Source organism: Promicromonospora sp. NPDC090134 (assembly GCF_044746965.1).
GTDB lineage: Bacteria > Actinomycetota > Actinomycetes > Actinomycetales > Cellulomonadaceae > Promicromonospora.
This window is the reverse complement of sequence record NZ_JBIVCZ010000004.1, coordinates 415718-432297: the sequence shown is the minus strand read 5'-3', so window position 1 is coordinate 432297 and position 16580 is coordinate 415718. Positions and strand designations below refer to the sequence as shown.

16 protein-coding genes are annotated in these 16580 nt (G+C 71.8%); 8 read left to right on the top strand and 8 right to left on the bottom strand.

The genetic code is table 11. The annotated features are described in order from the left end of the window. Positions 1-18: 18 nt before the first annotated feature. Positions 19-381 carry a DUF4267 domain-containing protein gene (locus tag ACIPN7_RS14265; RefSeq protein WP_400543010.1) on the bottom strand — a complete coding sequence of 121 codons (363 nt, stop codon included), beginning with the start codon at positions 379-381 and terminating at the stop codon, positions 19-21. An 86-nt stretch (positions 382-467) separates the two neighbouring features. On the opposite strand from ACIPN7_RS14265, the gene ACIPN7_RS14260 reads away from it, so the two are divergent. After that, a complete protein-coding gene (locus tag ACIPN7_RS14260; protein ID WP_400543007.1) occupies positions 468-1049 on the top strand; it encodes a TetR/AcrR family transcriptional regulator in 582 nt (193 codons plus the stop codon). 50 nt (positions 1050-1099) lie between these two features. Continuing rightward, positions 1100-1858 carry a hypothetical protein gene (locus tag ACIPN7_RS14255; protein ID WP_400543005.1) on the top strand — a complete coding sequence of 253 codons (759 nt, stop codon included), beginning with the start codon at positions 1100-1102 and terminating at the stop codon, positions 1856-1858. Positions 1859-1879: 21 nt separating this feature from the next. Here the strand turns inward: ACIPN7_RS14255 and ACIPN7_RS14250 are convergent, their stop codons facing one another. Next, positions 1880-2029, bottom strand: a complete 150-nt coding sequence (locus ACIPN7_RS14250) for a hypothetical protein (protein WP_400543002.1) — start codon at positions 2027-2029, stop codon at positions 1880-1882. 292 nt (positions 2030-2321) lie between these two features. Beyond that, the gene (locus tag ACIPN7_RS14245) at positions 2322-3302 is read right to left on the bottom strand and encodes a cation-transporting ATPase (RefSeq protein ID WP_400542999.1); all 981 of its coding nucleotides are present in this window, start codon (positions 3300-3302) and stop codon (positions 2322-2324) included. Between the two features lie 168 nt (positions 3303-3470). On the opposite strand from ACIPN7_RS14245, the gene treY reads away from it, so the two are divergent. From treY to ACIPN7_RS14225, 4 genes are read left to right on the top strand one after another with little or no spacing between them, the layout of a single operon-like run. After that, positions 3471-5975, top strand: a complete 2505-nt coding sequence (gene treY, locus ACIPN7_RS14240) for a malto-oligosyltrehalose synthase (RefSeq protein WP_400542996.1) — start codon at positions 3471-3473, stop codon at positions 5973-5975. Beyond that, on the top strand, positions 5972-7783 hold the full coding sequence (treZ, locus tag ACIPN7_RS14235) for a malto-oligosyltrehalose trehalohydrolase (protein ID WP_400542993.1): 1812 nt from the start codon (positions 5972-5974) through the stop codon (positions 7781-7783). The genes treY and treZ overlap by 4 nt, the downstream gene beginning before the upstream one ends. 41 nt (positions 7784-7824) lie before the next feature. Beyond that, positions 7825-8208, top strand: a complete 384-nt coding sequence (locus ACIPN7_RS14230) for a hypothetical protein (protein WP_400542990.1) — start codon at positions 7825-7827, stop codon at positions 8206-8208. A 45-nt stretch (positions 8209-8253) separates the two neighbouring features. After that, the gene (locus ACIPN7_RS14225; protein ID WP_400542987.1) at positions 8254-8790 is read left to right on the top strand and encodes a hypothetical protein; all 537 of its coding nucleotides are present in this window, start codon (positions 8254-8256) and stop codon (positions 8788-8790) included. A 239-nt stretch (positions 8791-9029) separates the two neighbouring features. Here ACIPN7_RS14225 and ACIPN7_RS14220 read toward each other — a convergent pair whose 3' ends face one another. Next, the gene (locus ACIPN7_RS14220; RefSeq protein ID WP_400542984.1) at positions 9030-9857 is read right to left on the bottom strand and encodes a tetratricopeptide repeat protein; all 828 of its coding nucleotides are present in this window, start codon (positions 9855-9857) and stop codon (positions 9030-9032) included. Positions 9858-9899: 42 nt separating this feature from the next. Between ACIPN7_RS14220 and ACIPN7_RS14215 the strand changes: the two genes are divergently transcribed. Together ACIPN7_RS14215 and ACIPN7_RS14210 are read left to right on the top strand one after the other, a co-directional pair. After that, positions 9900-10946: a hypothetical protein gene (locus ACIPN7_RS14215; protein ID WP_400542981.1), complete on the top strand. Its 1047-nt coding sequence runs from the start codon at positions 9900-9902 to the stop codon at positions 10944-10946. A gap of 60 nt (positions 10947-11006) precedes the next feature. Next, on the top strand, positions 11007-11969 hold the full coding sequence (locus tag ACIPN7_RS14210; protein ID WP_400542978.1) for an ADP-ribosylglycohydrolase family protein: 963 nt from the start codon (positions 11007-11009) through the stop codon (positions 11967-11969). Positions 11970-11973: 4 nt separating this feature from the next. Here ACIPN7_RS14210 and ACIPN7_RS14205 read toward each other — a convergent pair whose 3' ends face one another. The 4 genes from ACIPN7_RS14205 to ACIPN7_RS14190 all read right to left on the bottom strand — a co-directional run bounded on the left by ACIPN7_RS14205 (position 11974) and on the right by ACIPN7_RS14190 (position 16568). Continuing rightward, positions 11974-12825, bottom strand: a complete 852-nt coding sequence (locus ACIPN7_RS14205; RefSeq protein WP_400542975.1) for a YwqG family protein — start codon at positions 12823-12825, stop codon at positions 11974-11976. Between the two features lie 102 nt (positions 12826-12927). Then, complete coding sequence (locus tag ACIPN7_RS14200) at positions 12928-14595, bottom strand: alpha/beta hydrolase (RefSeq protein WP_400542972.1); 1668 nt, start codon at positions 14593-14595, stop codon at positions 12928-12930. A 102-nt stretch (positions 14596-14697) separates the two neighbouring features. Beyond that, a complete protein-coding gene (locus ACIPN7_RS14195) occupies positions 14698-15396 on the bottom strand; it encodes a response regulator (protein ID WP_400542969.1) in 699 nt (232 codons plus the stop codon). Beyond that, positions 15393-16568, bottom strand: a complete 1176-nt coding sequence (locus tag ACIPN7_RS14190; protein WP_400542966.1) for a sensor histidine kinase — start codon at positions 16566-16568, stop codon at positions 15393-15395. Before ACIPN7_RS14190 ends, ACIPN7_RS14195 begins: the two co-directional genes overlap by 4 nt. Positions 16569-16580: the final 12 nt, after the last annotated feature.

The window sequence follows — 16580 nt, the reverse complement described above, 5'->3', positions numbered from 1 at the left end:
TCCGGATCGACGACTCGTTCAGACGGCGAACAGCAGGCCCGCGCTGATCAGCACGACGACGGCCGTGGCGAAGTGGATCCCGAACGCGACCGCCTTGCGCCCGCCGTGCCGCAGGACGATCACGGTGTCACCGAGTGGCGCCACCGCGACGGCGAGCATGAACCAGGCAGCGGCGTGCGCCCCGGCGAACGCGAGCAGCGTCAGGCCCACGATCCCGAACGTGGCGTCCCGCAGGCCCTTGATCTCGAGGTAGGCCCGGTCCTGCGTGGCCGGGATGCCGTAGCCGGCCGCGGCGGGAAAGGGGCTGAGCAGGAACCGCGCCCCGATGAAGAGGATGAACAGGTTGAGGACCACGGCCAGGGCGTATGCGACGACAGTCATGTCAGGTCTCCTTGCTAGCGCTGATAGGTGATATAGCAACGCTAGCAGAGCAAGGACAGATTTCCTAGCAGTGCTAGGATCGGCGCATGGCAACAGGGACGCGCCGCGAGCGCGAGCGGGCTCAGCGTGAGGAGCTGATCGTCCGGGCCGCGCGCGAGCTGGCCGAGGCGGAAGGCTGGGACGCGGTCACGACGCGCCGGCTCGCCGCCGAGATCGAGTACAGCCAGCCTGTCCTGTACAGCCATTTCAAGGGCAAGGACGCCATCATGACGGCGGTGGCCGCCGAGGGGTTCGGGGAGCTGGCGAACGAGGTGCGCGCCGCGCGCACCGCAGCCACCGGCGCGTCCGAGGTCCTGGCCGCGGTCGCGGCGGCCTACACGGACTTCGCCCGGAAGCGCCCCGCGCTCTACGACGCCATGTTCACGCATGCCGTCGAGGTGCAGTTCGCCAGCGAGGACGGCCCGGCCTACCTCCGCGAGGGGTTCGGCGAGCTGCTCGCGGCCGTCGAGCCGCTGGCCGGGGACGACGACCCGGGCGTGCTCACCGAGACCTTCTGGGCGAGCCTGCACGGCCTGGCCATGCTGGAGCGCAGCGGGCGGCTTCCTGCGGCCTGGCACGACCAGCGACTGGGGCTGCTGATCGGGCGGTTCGCGGGCGTGAAGGGCTGACCTGCTGGGTGCCGCCCGGCGACGACCAGGTCGTGCCCTATCTTTCTGGCGTGACCACTCTGACGGCGCTGCACGAGTCGCTGCACGAACCTGAGTTCTGGGCGCGGTACACCTACGCCTACGCGGACGGGCCCGGCGCGGACCGGCTCGGTGGGCTCCAGGACTTGCTGGACTCTGAGGACGACGACGCGGACGACGACGAGGGCGACGACGACTCGTCGTTCGACGTGGCCTTCGAGGTCGGTGCCGGCCACCACGTCGTCCTGAGCATCGACGTCTGGACCGACTCCTACAGCCTGGGTGTCACCGTCCCCGGCGCGGACGAGCCGGCCGAGCTCGGCTGGGACGACCTCGCGCACTGGCACCCGCACGCGTTGCGCTGGTCGGAGCTCGACCTGATCCTCCGCGCGATCATTGCGAGGAACCCGGGGCAGTGGCCCCCGGGCGCGGCGCTGGCCCTGCTGTGCCGGTTCGCCGCCGTCTTCGACGACGACGACGTGGCCGGTGCCGTCGCCGCCGTCGACGAGGCGTACGCCGCGCTGCGCCCCGAGCACTGGGAGGGCTACTGGCCGCGCGGCGCCGACTGGCTCGACCGTGCCGACTTCCGTGGTGAGGACGTCCGGTGGCAGAGCGACGATGCCGGGAACCGGTGGGTGAGCGAGCGTGATGCCGACGCCGAGCCGTTCTACAGCACGCGGCTCGCGCCGGATCCGGCGGCCGGCGACGGCTTTCCGCACGCTCAGCTTCGGGCCGTGCTGGACGCCGCCGCGGTGACGGTTGCTGACCGGGCGGAGCCTGACAGGACCTGAGTTACGACGAGCGGCGTGCGCTCACCACAGGCCGCCCTTGGAGCGCTTGGTGCTCTTGCTGCTGCCCCACACCCGCTTGGCCAGGTTCTTGCTGCGGCCCTTCGTCGTGCTTCCCCACAGGCCGCGCTTCCAGCTCTTCGCGCGAGACTTCCTACCCCACAGACCAGCCATCAGCGAGACCCCCTCGTGTGCGGACAGGGCCTCAGGCTACGCAGGTGTCGCCGGCGGGTGAATCACGTGGCCTGATTGACAACGCCATGTGACCGCCGCAAGCGCTCGAATCGGCTCTGGGGCTGGCCGGAGCCGCGATCGCAGTGCTCGTGTCGCTGAGCCTGCTGGGGGCGCTCGTGGTGTTGGCCATCCTGTACTTCGTGTCCAACATCAACTGGGAGGGTTGGGGCGTCTGACCCGTGCGGGACGGCGCCCGCACCTCGTGCGGGCGCCGTCATCGCGTCGGGACGTCCTAGAAGAAGTTGCGCGGGTCGAACTTCTCCGCGATGTCCGAGAGCGACTGGCCTGCCTCCGAGACCTGGTCGCCGACCCCGGAGACCTGGTCCCCGACGCCGGACACCGCGCCCTCGGCCGTGCCGGCGAGGTCCTCGACGCCCGTGGTCGCCTGGCCCAGAGCGTCCGCCCCGTAGCCCTCGATACCCGCCGTGGCCTGGTCGACGGCGTCGGCGCCGAAGCCCCCGACGCCGGCCGCGGCCTCGCCCAGGGCACCGGTCCCGAACTCGCCGGCCGCCGCCGTCAGCCCCTCGACGTCGACACCCGCGGCGAGCGACTCGAAGTCGACGCCGAGGTTCGCGGCGTTCTCCAGGAGGGGCCCGGCGACGCTGCTGACGACCGCACCGGACGCGACGACGCCCAGGATGCCGACCGCACCCACGGCGACTCCGGCGACAGCGCCGCGCGTGCCGACCTTGGCGAGCACGGACCGCATGGAGCCCGGTCGACGGGCCTCGCTGCGGCCCGCTGCCCGCGACAGCTCGACCGGGTCGGCGGAGCGGGGCTGCTCGTGCGGCGGGAGCTCGGTCTGCATGCGCCGCAGCACCTCCTGGCGCTGCGCCGGCGTCAGGCGCGCGAAGGCCTCGGCGTGGATCCGCTCGACCTGGTGCGGGTCGGCGGTCTGCATGAGGTAGTCGTAGCGGGCGATCGCCTGGCGGTCGGCGTCGGTGACTCCCGGCGCACCCGGGTAACCGTGCCGTGTAGCCGGGTAGCCCTGGGGAGCGCTCGGGTAACCGTGCTGCTGGCCCGGGTAGCCCTGACCCGGCGCTCCCTGCTGCTGATCGCGCCCGGTCACCGCCCCGGCGATGTCCTGAAGGGTCGACTGCCAGGACCTCTGGCCCGTGGAACCACCCTGCGGCGCGCCCTGTTGCTGCTGCTGCCCGTTCTGCGAGTCGAGCATCTTCTTGGCCAGGCCGATCATGTTCGTGAGCTTGGACATGCGGTCCGTTCCTTCCGTCGGGCGGAAGGACCACGCTTCCAGGCCATCATGAGAAGTATGTGAGACCAGGATGAGAGATTCACCCGGTGGCCTGGCGATATACCCCGTGATCAGCCATTGTGTGGACCAGGCGGGACGGCCGGACGACCACCGAACGACGGAGGCACAGTGCATTCCCATCTCCCTGGACCCGGCCGCCGCACCCCGGTGAGCACCTACCGGCTGCAGCTCGGCCCCGACCTGACGTTCGCGGACGCCGAGAAGGCACTCCCGTACCTCGACACCCTCGGGGTCACCGACCTCTACCTCTCGCCCGTGCTGCAGGCGGCGCCGGGTTCCACGCATGGGTACGACGTCGTGGACCACACGCGGATCAGCGACGTGATGGGCGGTCGGGAGGGGCTCGAACGGCTCGCGGCGGCGGCGCACGCGCGGGGGATGGGCGTCGTCGTCGACGTCGTGCCCAACCACATGGCCGTGCCGACGCCGGCCTGGCACAACCGGGCCCTGTGGTCCGCGCTCAAGTACGGCCACGAGTCCCCGTATGCGAGCTGGTTCGACCTCGAGATCGCCGCAGGTGAGGGGCTGCTGATGCCGGTGCTCGGCGCGCGGATCGGCACGGTGCTGGCGGCGGGGGAGCTCGCGCTCGACCACGTCGTCGTCCCCGGGGACGACGACGGCCTCGGTGGAGGTGAGGCGCAGCCTGTGCTGCGGTACTACGACCACCTGTTCCCCGTGCGGCCCGAGACCGAGCACCTGCCGCTCGCGGAGCTGGTGGGGCGGCAGCACTACCGGCTCGCGTACTGGCGTGTGGCCGACGAGGAGCTCAACTACCGGCGCTTCTTCGACGTCGGCACGCTCGCGGGCATCCGCGTGGAGGACGCCGGCGTCTTCGACGCCACGCACGCGCTCCTGTTCGAGCTCTTCGACGCGGGCGTGATCGACGGCTTCCGGATCGACCACCCCGACGGCCTGGCCGACCCGCGCGGCTACCTGCGCCGACTGCACGAGGCGACCGGCGGGGCATGGGTCGTGGCCGAGAAGATCCTGGAGGAGGACGAGGCGTTGCCGGACGACTGGCCCGTCGCCGGAACCACCGGCTACGACACGGCCTGGCGGCTGCACGCCCTCCAGGTCGACCCCGACGGCGTGGCCCCGCTCGCCGCCCTGATGCAGGAGCTGTCGGGCGGGCAGACGAGCCTGGACGACGTGATCGAGCAGGCCAAGCGGCAGATTGTCGAGACGTCCCTGTACGCGGAGATCCACCTGCTGACCACCATGGTCGCGGACATCTGCCGCGAGGACGTGCGGCTGCGCGACCACACGTTCCGGTCGTTGCAGGAATGCGTGGTCGAGCTGGTCGTCGCGTTCGGCCGGTACCGCGCGTACGTCGTGCCGGGGGAGGCGGCGCCGCCCGAGGCGGAGCGCGTCGTGCGGGAGGCGGCCGACGTCGCCCACTCGCGCCTCGACCCGGACCGGCACGACACGCTGGACCTCGTGGTCGACCTGGTGCTCGGGCGCGAGGCCGGCTCCGCGGGGCGGCGGGACGAGGAGCGGCGGGCCGAACTCGTCGTCCGGTTCCCGCAGGTGTGCGGCGCGGTGATGGCCAAGGGCGTGGAGGACACCGCGTACTACCGGTGGACCCACCTGGTCAGCCTGTGCGAGGTGGGCGGGGCGCCTTCGCGCTTCGGTGTGGGGCCGGACGAGCTGCACGAGCACGCGCGGCACCTGGCCGAGTCGTGGCCCGCGACGATGACCGCCGGATCGACGCACGACTCCAAGCGCGGCGAGGACGTGCGGTCCCGGATCGGGGCTGTTTCGTCGCACGCGGACTCGTGGGCCGGGCTGGTGCGACATCTTCGTGACGTGACGGCGGACGCGCGGCCTGCCGACCTCGACGGGCGGGCCGAGAACCTGCTCTGGCAGACGCTCGCCGGGACGTGGACCCCGGACGGGCCGATCGAGGCCGAGCGGCTGGCCGCGTACCTGGTCAAGGCGTCGCGGGAGCAGAAGGCGTGGACCACCTGGACGGCGCCCGACCTGGCCCGTGAGGCGTGGCTGGTGGAGTACGCGACCTTGCTGCTGAACCAGCCTGCGGTCGTCGCCGCTCTCACCGACTGGGTCGAGCAGGTGACGCCGACCGTGCGGCGGTCGGTGCTCGCGACCAAGCTGCTCCAGCTCACGGTGCCCGGCGTCGCCGACGTCTACCAGGGCACCGAGGTGACCGGGACCTCGCTCGTGGACCCCGACAACCGGCGGCCCGTCGACCTGGAGGGGCTCGCGGCCGTCCTCGGGTCGCTCGATGCGGGGCGGACGCCGTCGAGCCTGGCGGAGGAGAAGCTGGCCTTGACGGCCGCCGCGTTGCGGCTGCGGCGGGCGCATCCCGGGGCGTTCGTCGGCGAGGACGCGGGGTACGAGCCGCTGCCGGTGACGACGGGGCGTGCCGTGGGGTTCGTCCGGCTCGACGCTGCCCGGCCACGGGTGGCGGTCGTCGCCACGCGGCTGGGGGACGTCTCGGGGCTCGGTGAGGCCTCGGTCGTGTTGCCGCAGCCGGACTCGGGGGAGAGGTGGCGGTCCGTGCTGACCGGTTCGTTCTTCGCCGGCGGAGCGGTACGGCTCGGGGAGCTGCTGGGGCCGTGGCCGGTCGCGCTGCTCGTGGCGGAGCCGGCATGACCGCGCCCCTCCGGGTCTGGGCGCCGTTCGCGTCTCGCGTCCACCTCGTGCTGCCGGCAACCGACGCGACGGAACCCATGGTGGCCGACGTCGGCGGGTGGTGGACATCCTCGAGCAGCCTGCCGCCCGGAACCGACTACGCCTTCTCGCTCGACGGCGGACCGCCGCGCCCCGACCCGCGCAGCCCCTGGCAGCCCGCCGGGGTGCACGGACCGTCGCGCACGTTCGACGCCCTTGCTCACTCCTGGGCCGACGGCGCCTGGGCCGGCCGTGACGTGCGCGGGGGCGTCGTCTACGAGCTGCACGTCGGGACGTTCACGCCCGAGGGCACGCTCGACGCCGCCGTCGGGCGCCTCGACCACCTCGCCGACCTCGGCGTCGACATGGTCGAGCTCATGCCGCTCGCCGCGTTCGGCGGGCGGCACGGCTGGGGGTACGACGGCGTCGCCCTGTGGGCCGTGCACGAACCGTACGGCGGCCCGGCTGCCCTCCAGCGCTTCGTCGACGCCGCGCACGCCCGCGGGCTCGCCGTCTGCCTCGACGTCGTCGACAACCACCTCGGTCCCTCCGGCAACTACCTCGGCGAGTTCGGCCCGTACTTCACCGACCAGCACCAGACCCCGTGGGGCGCGGCCGTGAACCTCGACGGCGACGGCTCCGCCGAGGTGCGGGCCTTCGTCGTCGAGAAGGCCCTGCGGTGGTTCCGCGACTTCCACGTGGACGCGCTGCGGCTGGACGCCGTCCACGCGCTCGTGGACGACTCTCCGCGGCACGTGCTGGCGGAGCTGTCGGACGCCGTTTCGTTGCTGGCCGGGAAGATCGGGCGGCCGCTGTCGCTGGTGGCCGAGTCGGATGCCAACGATCCGAGGACGGTCACGCCTACTCGTGGAGCGTTCCAGGGCCGGTCCGGGTACGGCATGACGGCGCAGTGGGCCGACGACGTCCACCACGCCCTGCACACGCTGGTGACCGGGGAGCGGCAGGGGTACTACGCCGACTTCGGCACGCCCGAGACGCTCGCCAAGGCGCTGACCGGCGTCTTCGTGCACGACGGCGGCTGGTCCACCTTCCGCGGCAAGAACTGGGGCGCGCCCGTGCCGCCCGACATGGACCGGCGCCGCTTCGTCGTCTGCTCCCAGAACCACGACCAGGTTGGCAACCGGGCGCTCGGCGACCGGCCCTCCCGCGTGCTGCCGCCGGGGGCGCTCGCGGTGAGCGCGGCCGTGGTGCTGCTCGGGCCGTTCACGCCGATGCTGTTCATGGGCGAGGAGTGGGGCGCGACCACGCCGTTCCAGTACTTCTCGGACCACGAGGAGCCGGAGCTCGCGGCGGCGATCTCGCGCGGACGCGCGGCGGAGTTCGGCGGGCACGGGTGGGCGGAGCTGTACGGGGCGGACGTCGTGGTGCCGGATCCGCAGGCGGTGTCGACGTTTGAGGCGTCCCGGCTGGACTGGGACGAGGCTTCGTCGGAGGGCGGGGCTCGGATGCTGGAGCTGTACCGGGGGTTGGTGGGGCTGCGGCGCGCGGAGGCGGCTGTTGCTTCGGGGGATCCGGGTGGGACCTCGGTGCGGGTGCGGGACGGCGCGGTGGTGATGACTCGTTCGGGCGGTGGCGCCGATGGGCGGGTGGATGTGGTGCTCGTGGTGGGGGAGGGGCCGGTTTCGGTGGTGGTGGAGCGTGAGGGTGAGCCGGCGTCGGTGGTGCTGGACTCCGGGGTGGTGCTCGGGGGTGAGGCTGCGCGGGTGGAGGTCGGCCCTGGTGGGACTGTGGTGACGGTGTCTGGGCCGGGAGTCGTCGTGCTGCGGTAAAAGGGACGCGCGCATCCGCGCGAGGTCCGTAGCCTCCCGGCATGCATGTACATCGGAGTTTCTACAACCCTCCAGCGCTGCCGCACGACGAGGTGGCCGAGACGCTGGAGCGGGCGCTCGGTAACCGTGACCATGAAGGAGAGGCGGCGGACGCCCTGGTTGGCAGCGCCTTGAGCGACGACGATCGGGAGTTCGTCGAGCACTGGTGCGTGCAGGTCGGGACGCGGGCCGTGCCCGGCAGCCCGTTGCTCGGGCTGGCCGGCCTGTGCCTGGGACACACTGCTCGAAGGTTCGGACATCTCAGTGCTGAAGCTGTCACGCTGGTGCACTCCTTGGCGGCGCGTGCCGAGGCGGATCCCGTGGATGTGGACAGCCGGGCGCTCGACGGTCTCGACGACGTCAAGGACTATCTGCATCTCTGGTGAAATGACGGGCAACGAGCTTTCGAAGTCCCTCGGTAGTCTCACGCCGTGACCGGTTATGAGTCTGTCGAAGTGCGCGATGGCGAGTACGACGGCGGGCAGCACTACAACCGTCTCCGAGACGAGATCCGTGAACTTCCGACCCGCGAACTTGAGCAGTATCTGCTCGTGCTGTGGCGCCTCATCGATCAGCGAAGCGCGCGTTCCATGGACGAAGTACTGTTCTTCGACCTTCTCCGCAGCGCGTTCACGGCCGAAGCCCCTGAGTTCGATGAACGTTGGCTGGCATCGGTGAAACCTCCGGGCTGGCCAACGGATGATGGCTTCGCCGACGGCGGGCTCGAATACACGCGTGCAGTCATACGCTTCCAGGCTGCGGAGCTGCACCGCATGCGTGGCAAGCAGCTCGCGGACGAGATGCGGTTTTTCGGCGTGTGGTCCGAGACACGTCACCACTGGTACAACTTCGACCCTCACTCGTTGCTGGAGTGCGGTGCCGCCGGCCTGTGGGACGGGGAACAGCCGGTCGCATGGAGTTGGGGCCTGATCGGTGAACTTCTCGAAACTGGCCGCATCTACGAATGACTGTCGCCTTGAACGGGCCGTGATCACCCGGTGATGGGGGAGCCCTCTCGGCGTCGGTTCTTGTCGTCCGGTCGAGTCGGGTAGGCCTGTTCGAGGCTCCTGAGCGGCCGGCCGCGCTGCTCGACGAGCCTGGAGGCTCGGTGGGCTGAGGATCGGCGGAACGCGCACCTAGCTCGCGGAGTAGAGGTCGACCCACACCTCGTCCGGCTGGTTCCACTCGTCGTCGTGGTGGCTGACGACTACTCGGGTGCGGACGCCGGGGGCGGGCAGGAGGATCTCGCCGTCGGCGTCATCGAGGCGCACGACTTGCTCGGGGTCTCCAGCATCGTGTCGACGACGACGGCCCGCTGCGGTCGTGCGAACGCCGAAGGGTGGTCGAGGTGGATGGTGACGAGCGCCGGTCCTTGCTCGTCGGCTCCTTGTTCGTCGGCCTGCCAGTCGATGTCCGAGGCGTTCCGGACCCGGATGCAGAGTCCGAGCGGCGACGTGATGACTGGGGGCTCGTCGTCGATATCGGGGATCTCGCCGACGACGGGGTCGGTGAGGAAAGCGACGCCCCAGCCCCAGTCCCGGGTGTGAGTGAGCGGCCACGGCACGAGAGCCAGGGCGCGGTCCAGCGCCATGCGCGAAGCGTTGATGCAAGAGGAGTCGGCGCCGGAAGCAAGCCGAAGGTCGAGCGCGCGCCGGAAGCGGGCGGCGGCGTGCGGGTAGTCCCCGACAGCGAACAGCGCCTCGCCCAGATGACGGACCGCGACCTCCTCACCTGGCTTGTACTCGTGGCTGCCGACGAGCAGCTCGAGGATCTTGATCGCGGTCGAGGTGTCGCCGCGGGCGCGGATCACGTCCGCCACGAGTACCTGGAGGTGCAGCGCCGTCGGATCGCCGTCGATCAGTGGCTTGAGCAGGGACGCCGCGCGGTCCGGATCTCCCGACCACAGGGCGACGAATACCTCCAGCGCCGGGTCGGTGGCGTTCGCCGCGCGGAACGCGGCCTCGTCGTCGAGCACGGGCTGCAGGGTGGCGGGGTCGGTGTGCCAGCCGGGCCCGCCGGCGATCGTGCTGGTCATGGCGGTTATTGTGCTGGACGGCGGCCGGTAGGGTGCAGGTTCGTGACGCAGCGACCCATCGTGTTCCTGGACATTGACGGCACCCTTCTGCCGCTCGGGCCTGGCGACCGGTGGCGATCCGTGGATGACCTTCAAGCGTGGCGGGCACCGTCCAACCCGCAATTGGCCAAGCTCCGTCGCGGGCCTGGCCACGACTTGCTAGGGCTCGGGGCCGAGCTGGTGTGGGCCACGGCGTGGGGGCCGGACGCGAACGACGTCGTGGCGCCGATCTTGGCGCTCGGCCGGCTGCCGGTCGTCGACTTCGACGAGGACGACGGCGTCCCGGTGCCCGACGGGTTGCACTGGAAGGCGGCGTCGCTAGTGAGGTACGCCGCGGGGCGTCCGTTCGTCTGGCTCGACGACGAGATCCGTGACGTCGACCTGCAGTGGGTCGAGGCGGCGCATCCCGGTCCGGCGCTGCTGCACCGGGTCAGTCCGACGTCGGGCCTGACCGAGGACGACGTCGCCGCGGTGGAAGCCTGGTTGCGGGAGGTGGCTGGCCCGCTCGCTCGCGACGACGCGCCCCCGCCACTGCGCGCGATCATGGACGCCGACTACGACTACGACGACGGGCGGGGCATCGCCTTCGAGCCCTACCCCGAGCTCGAGCCTGTCGCGGAGACCGGCTGGTGGTTGCGGCACTGGACGGGAAATCCGGAGGTCACCGGCCAGGAGTTTCGTTCGTTCGGGCAGGACGGCGGTGGCGGCTACGTCTGCTCGTGGATGATCAGGCCGGGTGTGGTCCTGGCGGACCAGCCGGTGGTCTATCTCGGGTCGGACGGCGACGTCGCCATCCTGGCCGCCGACGCCTGGGACGCCCTGTGGTTCTTCGCGCACGGGTACGGGCCGCACGACGTCCCGAGCGAGTTCGAACCGGGGGAGCGCTACTTCCAGCCCGAGCCGGACCGGGTGGTGCGCGCCCATGCTGCGCTCGTGCGGACCGCTGAGCAGCTCGCGCCGGGACGCCGTCGGCCCGTGGAGCAGATTGTTGTCGAGGCGCCGGCGGGACTGCCTGACCTGCGGATTTGGGTCGACGGCCTCTGCCGTTGACCGCCCCGGCGGTCGTGATTGCTGCTGGCCGCGACGTCGCACTCCTGACAGGATCTGCGGGTGCCACGCAGCCTTGACCCGACCATTCGTCCCGGGCAGCGAGTCGCACTGTGCGCCAACAGCCTTGCCGGATTGTCCGTCGGCGACGCGTTCGGTGCCCAGTACTTCGTCCCGACCAACGATCCGGCCTCGCTCGTCGGGGAGGGGACCGTGCCGGCCGGACCGTGGCCCTGGACCGATGACACGGACATGGCGTGCACCGTCGCTGCGGAGCTGATCCACCACGGTGAGATCGACCGCGACAGGATCGCTCAGAACTTCGCGCAGCGATGCGATCCCTACCGCGGCTACGGCGCCGGCGCTGTCCAGGTGCTGCACCAGATTCGCGACGGCGTTCCGTGGCAGAAAGCCACCGTCGCCGCGTTCCCCGCCGGGTCGTTCGGCAACGGCGCGGCCATGCGAATCCCACCGCTCGGCGCCTACTTCGCCGGTGACCTGGACCGTGCCGCCGGGCAGGCGATCCGCGCGTCGGAGGTTACCCACGCGCATCCGGAAGGGATCGCCGGCGCGGTCGTCGTCGCGGTGGCCACGGCGTTCATTGCCGATGCGTCGGTTGCGCACGTCAGCCCGAAGCCGGAGGAGGTTCTCGACACTGTCGAGCCGTACCTGCTGTCCGGCGCAACGGCCAGGGGCGTGGCCGCCGCGCGAGACCTGCTCGGTGCGTCGGTGGGCGAGGCTGCCTGGAAGCTCGGGAACGGGTCACGTGTCTCGGCCCAGGACACCGTGCCGTTCTGCCTGTGGACCGCGGCCACCTATTTGACCGACTACCCCGCGGCGATCAAGGCCTGTGTCGAGGCGGGCGGGGACGTCGACACCACCGCTGCGATCGTCGGCGGCATCGTCGGCGCGTACACCGGGCTCGGCGACCGGGACGGCGTTGTCGGCGTGCCGAATGCGTGGCTTGGTCAGCGGGAAGCTCTGCCTGGCTGGGTGCCGACCGAGGTGTTGGTCTCCGTGGGTTGAGGGCTCAACAACACTGCATGACGAACCGCGTGTTGGACAGATCGCCGCGGGCGAGGTCCTCGGTGCGGGCTAGCCAGTAGAGACTGCCGACGTCGCCCCACTGGGCGCCGTCGTAGGAGTCGACCTGGAACAGCAGCACCCATGGGTCGTTCTCGTTGGCTGCGCCTGCTTCCGGTTCGAGCGAACGACGTCGCGCCTCCGCGCGCGCCGCCTCGACCTCTACCGGGCCCTGGACCGCGATCGCCCACCCGCCGACCTGGTGCCGGGGGAGCGAGCCACGCAAGCGCTCGAGGGCGTCGGAGAACGCCGGCGCCTGCACGGGGTGGTCCAGCCAGGCCCGGTAGTCGGCGTCGGCGTCGACGGCCAGAGCCACCGGCAGCGCAGGGTCGAAGATGTCGGGAGCCGTGACGACCTGCCGGGCCGTCAGCGTCTGCTCGGCGTAGGTGGACGCGCCCGGAGGCGTGGGGCGGACCGTGCCGTCCGCCGTCAGGTGCAGGACGCGGTAACTGTCCGGCTCAGAACCGTCGGCGAAGTCGTAGTCATCGCTCTTGTCCAGCACGAAGAACGCGAAACGCCCCACGGCTGGTAGAGGGACGCCCGGGTCGTACCCGGTCGCGGCCAGGGCCGCCAGGTCCAGCTCGCCGACGTACGACAGCGGACCGACCGGATCCCATCGCGGCCACGGCGTTCCGTCCGGAAGCCGTGGCCGGCCACCGAGCCGGGCGACGACGGCGTCGTCCGGCTCGGCCGGGACGAGGGCAACTGACGGGCGCACGATGCGAAGCCACGCCTCAGCGGTTTCAGCGTCGAGATGCTGGTGGGCGAGCCTGGCGACGTCGTCGAAGATTCCGGACACGACGGGAACGGTATCCGGTGGATCCGGGGGACGGACGGGATCAGTTCCGAGGTTGCAGGTGACGGCGGAGCGACGCGAACACTACGCGCCGCTCCGCCGCCGTCACTCGCCGACCGGCGCCGCCGGCACCCGCGTCGTCCCCGCCGGCACCGCCTCGCAGACCGTGCCCTCGGCGGGCAGCACGCCGTCGATCAGCGCCGCATCCACCGCGGAATCGATGCACGGCCCGCTCGTCCGGTAGGAGGTGTGGCCCACGCCCGTCCGGGTGAGCAGCACGGCGTCCTCCAGGCGCTCCGTCATGGCCTGCGCCCAGTGGTACGGCGACACGTTGTCCACCTCGCCGCCGACCACCAGGATCGGCGGGGCGCCGGCGCCGGTGAGCTCGTCGGTGAACCGGTCCTCGTTCGTCGTCGGCCAGAACGCGCAGTTCAGCGCGCTGTAGGCGGCGCGGCTGCCCAGGCGCTCGCCGCGGGCGGAGATCTCCCGGGCGGCGGCGCGGTGCTCGCCCAGGTTCCGCAGGGACGGCCAGTCGGCGCAGCGGACGGCGGTGTGCGGCTCCTGGAGCGTGGCGAACGGGCCGCCGAACGGCGCGACCGTGACGTTCGAGACCAGGAAGTGCAGGAACGTCCCGTTGCCCTGCTGGGCGGCGAGCAGGCCCGCGGTGAGCGAGGGCCACAGCGTACGGACGCCCGCCGCGGCGCGGATGCCCTCCAGCGCCATGGCGCCGTCGAGCCTCCCGCCGGGGGTGAGGCCCTCGGTGGGCGGGACCTGGATGGGCTCCCGCTCCAGGTCGGCGATCAGGGCGTCGAACGCGGCCTCGGGTTCGCCGTCCCCGAAGGGGCACGCCTCCACACCCTCGGCGCGGCACGTCTCGAACCAGAGGTCGAGCGTCTCCTCGTTGGACCGGGCGACGTCGTCAAGCAGGCGGAGCGGGTCGTTCTGCCACAGGTCGGTGTCGACGGGGGCGTCGATCACCATCTGGCGCACGCGCTCGGGGAACAGCGTGGCGTACATGGGGCCGACCACCGTGCCGTACGAGGCGCCGTAGAACGTGATCTGCTCCTCGCCGATCGCGGCGCGCACCTGGTCCAGGTCGCGAGCCACGTTGTCGGTGGACATGCTCGCCAGGAACGCGCGGTCCTGGTGAGTGGCGCAGCCCTTCGCGAAGGTGCGGGCGTCCTGGAGCAGGTGCCCCAGCGGCTTGCCGCCCGGGATGGTCGGGTCGCGGTCCTCGGCCGCCTGCGCGGCGCGCTGCTCGTCGGTGAGGCACCGGACGGCGTCCGACTCCCCGACACCGCGCGGGTCCATGCCGACGACGTCGAAGCGCGCCACGACGTCGGGCGAGAACGGGCTGGTCTCGCCGGCGGGGTCGATGGACCGGACCATCTCGGACGCGGGCACACCCGGGCCGCCGGGGTTGATGAACAGGCTGCCGATGCGGCGTTCGGGGTCGGTGGCGCGGTGCCGTACCACCGCGAGCGGGATCTGCTCGCCGTCGGGCTCGGCGTACTCCAGCGGGACCTCGACGGTGGCGCAGTCCAGGTTCGGGCCGCACTCGGCCCAGTCGATCGGGTCGGGGGTGGGGGCTGCGAATTTCGGGGAGGCGGGCTCGGCGCTCGGCGAGGCGGGCGCCCCGCCGGCGGCGGACGCCGCCAGCGCGCCGCCCGCGCCTGTGGCGCACCCGGACACGGCCAGGGAGACGACGGCGAGCACCGCGGCGACGTGCAGGGCAGCGTTCGGGGAACGGGTTCGTCGTGTGGATGAAGGCATGCGATCGACCCTAGGAACGCCGTCCGACCTGGGCTATCGGCCGATCGGTCCGGACCTGCCGACCGAAGTCGGAGCCGCTGGGCCGCTACCCGGTCACTCCGGTCATTCCGGTCCGTCGGGGGAGTCGAGCCCCGCCTCCTGCACCAGCAGCGCCACCTGCACCCGGTTGTTCAGCCCCAGCTTGGCCAGGATCGACGACACATGGGTCTTCACCGTCGTCAGGCCCAGGAAGAAACGCGCCGCGATCTCGGCGTTGGACCGCCCCGCCCCGATCTCGACGGCGACCTCCCGCTCCCGCTCACCGAGCGCGCCGAGGCGCTCGCGGGCCGTGGCGCGGCGGCCGTCGTCGTCCGACTCCGCGACCTTGGCGATGAGCCGCCGGGTCACCTCGGGCGAGAGCACGGGACGCCCCTGGGCCGCGTGCCGGATGGCGACGACGAGCTCGTCCGGCGGGGTGTCCTTGAGCAGGAACCCCGCGGCCCCGGCGCGGAGCGCGCGCAGCACGTGGGCGTCGGCGTCGAAGGTGGTGAGCACCATGACCTGCGGCGCGGGGGAGTCGCCGCGCAGGATCTCGGTGGCGGTGAGCCCGTCCGTGCCGGGCATCCGGATGTCCATGAGCACGACGTCGGGGTGGTGACGCCGGGCCAGCTCGACCGCCTCGGCGCCGTCGCCCGCCTCGGCCACGACGTCGAGGTCGGGGGCGCCGTCGAGCATCATCTTGAGGCCGAAACGGACCATGGGGTCGTCGTCGGCGATGAGGACGGTGATGGCCGGCTCGTCGCCGGGCGTGGGATCACTCACGTCGGCCAGGGTAGGCGCAGCCGGACGCGCCAGCCGCCCCGGTCGGTCGGGCCGTGGTCGAGCGTGCCGTTGACGAGGCGGGTGCGTTCGTCGAGTCCGCGGAGTCCGGTCCCGGAGCCCTGGGGGTGTCTGGGCGTGGCTGTGGGGCGCGCGTTGGTCACCTCGGCGGCGACGACGTCGTCGGGCCGCCCGGTGATGCGGACGGTGACGGGCGCGCCCGGGGCGTGCTTGCGCGCGTTGGTCAGCGACTCCTGCACCATGCGGTAGAGCGTGCGCCCCTGCACCTCCGGGATGGTTCGTTCGCCGGTGGTGAGTCCGGCGTCGTCCTGAAGGTCTACTTCCGTGCCGGACGAGCGGGCCTCCTCGATCAGTTCCAGGACGTCCTCGACGGCGGGCATCGGCAGCTCGCCCACGGGGGCGCGGAGCACGCCGATGACGTCGCGGAGGTCCTGGAGGGCGCGGTGCGCGTTCTCGCGGACCACCTCGGCGGCACGCCCGACGTCGTCGGGCGGCGCGGTGCGCGCGTAGGCGAGGGCGCCCGCGTGGACGCTGAGCAGGGACAGGCGGTGGCCCAGGACGTCGTGCATCTCGCGCGCGATGCTCTGGCGGGCTTCTCGTTCGGAGCGCTCGGCACGGAGCTGCGCCTCGACCTCGGCAGCCGCGGCGCGTTCGCGCAGGGAGGTGACGAGGGCTCGTCGGTTGCGGATGGACAGGCCCCACGCCACCGTCGCGAGGTTGCCCAGGGCGATGATGGTGAAGATGGTGACGGGTGGGGCGGTCTGGTCCGGCCAGAGGAGCTGGTAGGTGCTCAGGGCGGTGACGCTGATCGCGGTCACGGCTGCCGTGGCGCGGATCGAGCAGTGCACGGCGACGGTGAACAGCGCGACGATCGCGGCGCCGGTGACTGTTTCGGAGTAGACGCTCGCCGCGGCCAGGACGACGCCGATCTGGACCGGGAACCTGCGGCGCCACCAGAGGGCGAAGCAGCCGAGGAGGCCGGTGAGGCGGTCGGCGGTGAGGAGACCGGTGGGGAGCGGGTTCGGCTCGTTGGTCTGGATCTGGAGGGAGACCAGGGCCAGCACGAGGGCCATCGCGATCAGGGCGGAGTCGACCAGGCGGGTGCGGAGCGTGTTGTTGGGTGGGGGCGCGTGGGCGGTCGTCGGGCCGTTCATCGTGCTGAGCCT

Bases quoted from the DNA above. Each gene is read 5' to 3' on its own strand.
- ACIPN7_RS14265 (WP_400543010.1), bottom strand. From the start codon at position 381: ATGACTGTCGTCGCATACGCCCTGGCCGTGGTCCTCAACCTGTTCATC.
- ACIPN7_RS14260 (WP_400543007.1), top strand. From the start codon at position 468: ATGGCAACAGGGACGCGCCGCGAGCGCGAGCGGGCTCAGCGTGAGGAG.
- ACIPN7_RS14250 (WP_400543002.1), bottom strand. From the start codon at position 2,029: ATGGCTGGTCTGTGGGGTAGGAAGTCTCGCGCGAAGAGCTGGAAGCGC.
- ACIPN7_RS14245 (WP_400542999.1), bottom strand. From the start codon at position 3,302: ATGTCCAAGCTCACGAACATGATCGGCCTGGCCAAGAAGATGCTCGAC.
- treZ (WP_400542993.1), top strand. From the start codon at position 5,972: ATGACCGCGCCCCTCCGGGTCTGGGCGCCGTTCGCGTCTCGCGTCCAC.
- ACIPN7_RS14230 (WP_400542990.1), top strand. From the start codon at position 7,825: ATGCATGTACATCGGAGTTTCTACAACCCTCCAGCGCTGCCGCACGAC.
- ACIPN7_RS14220 (WP_400542984.1), bottom strand. From the start codon at position 9,857: ATGACCAGCACGATCGCCGGCGGGCCCGGCTGGCACACCGACCCCGCC.
- ACIPN7_RS14200 (WP_400542972.1), bottom strand. From the start codon at position 14,595: ATGCCTTCATCCACACGACGAACCCGTTCCCCGAACGCTGCCCTGCAC.
- ACIPN7_RS14190 (WP_400542966.1), bottom strand. From the start codon at position 16,568: ATGAACGGCCCGACGACCGCCCACGCGCCCCCACCCAACAACACGCTC.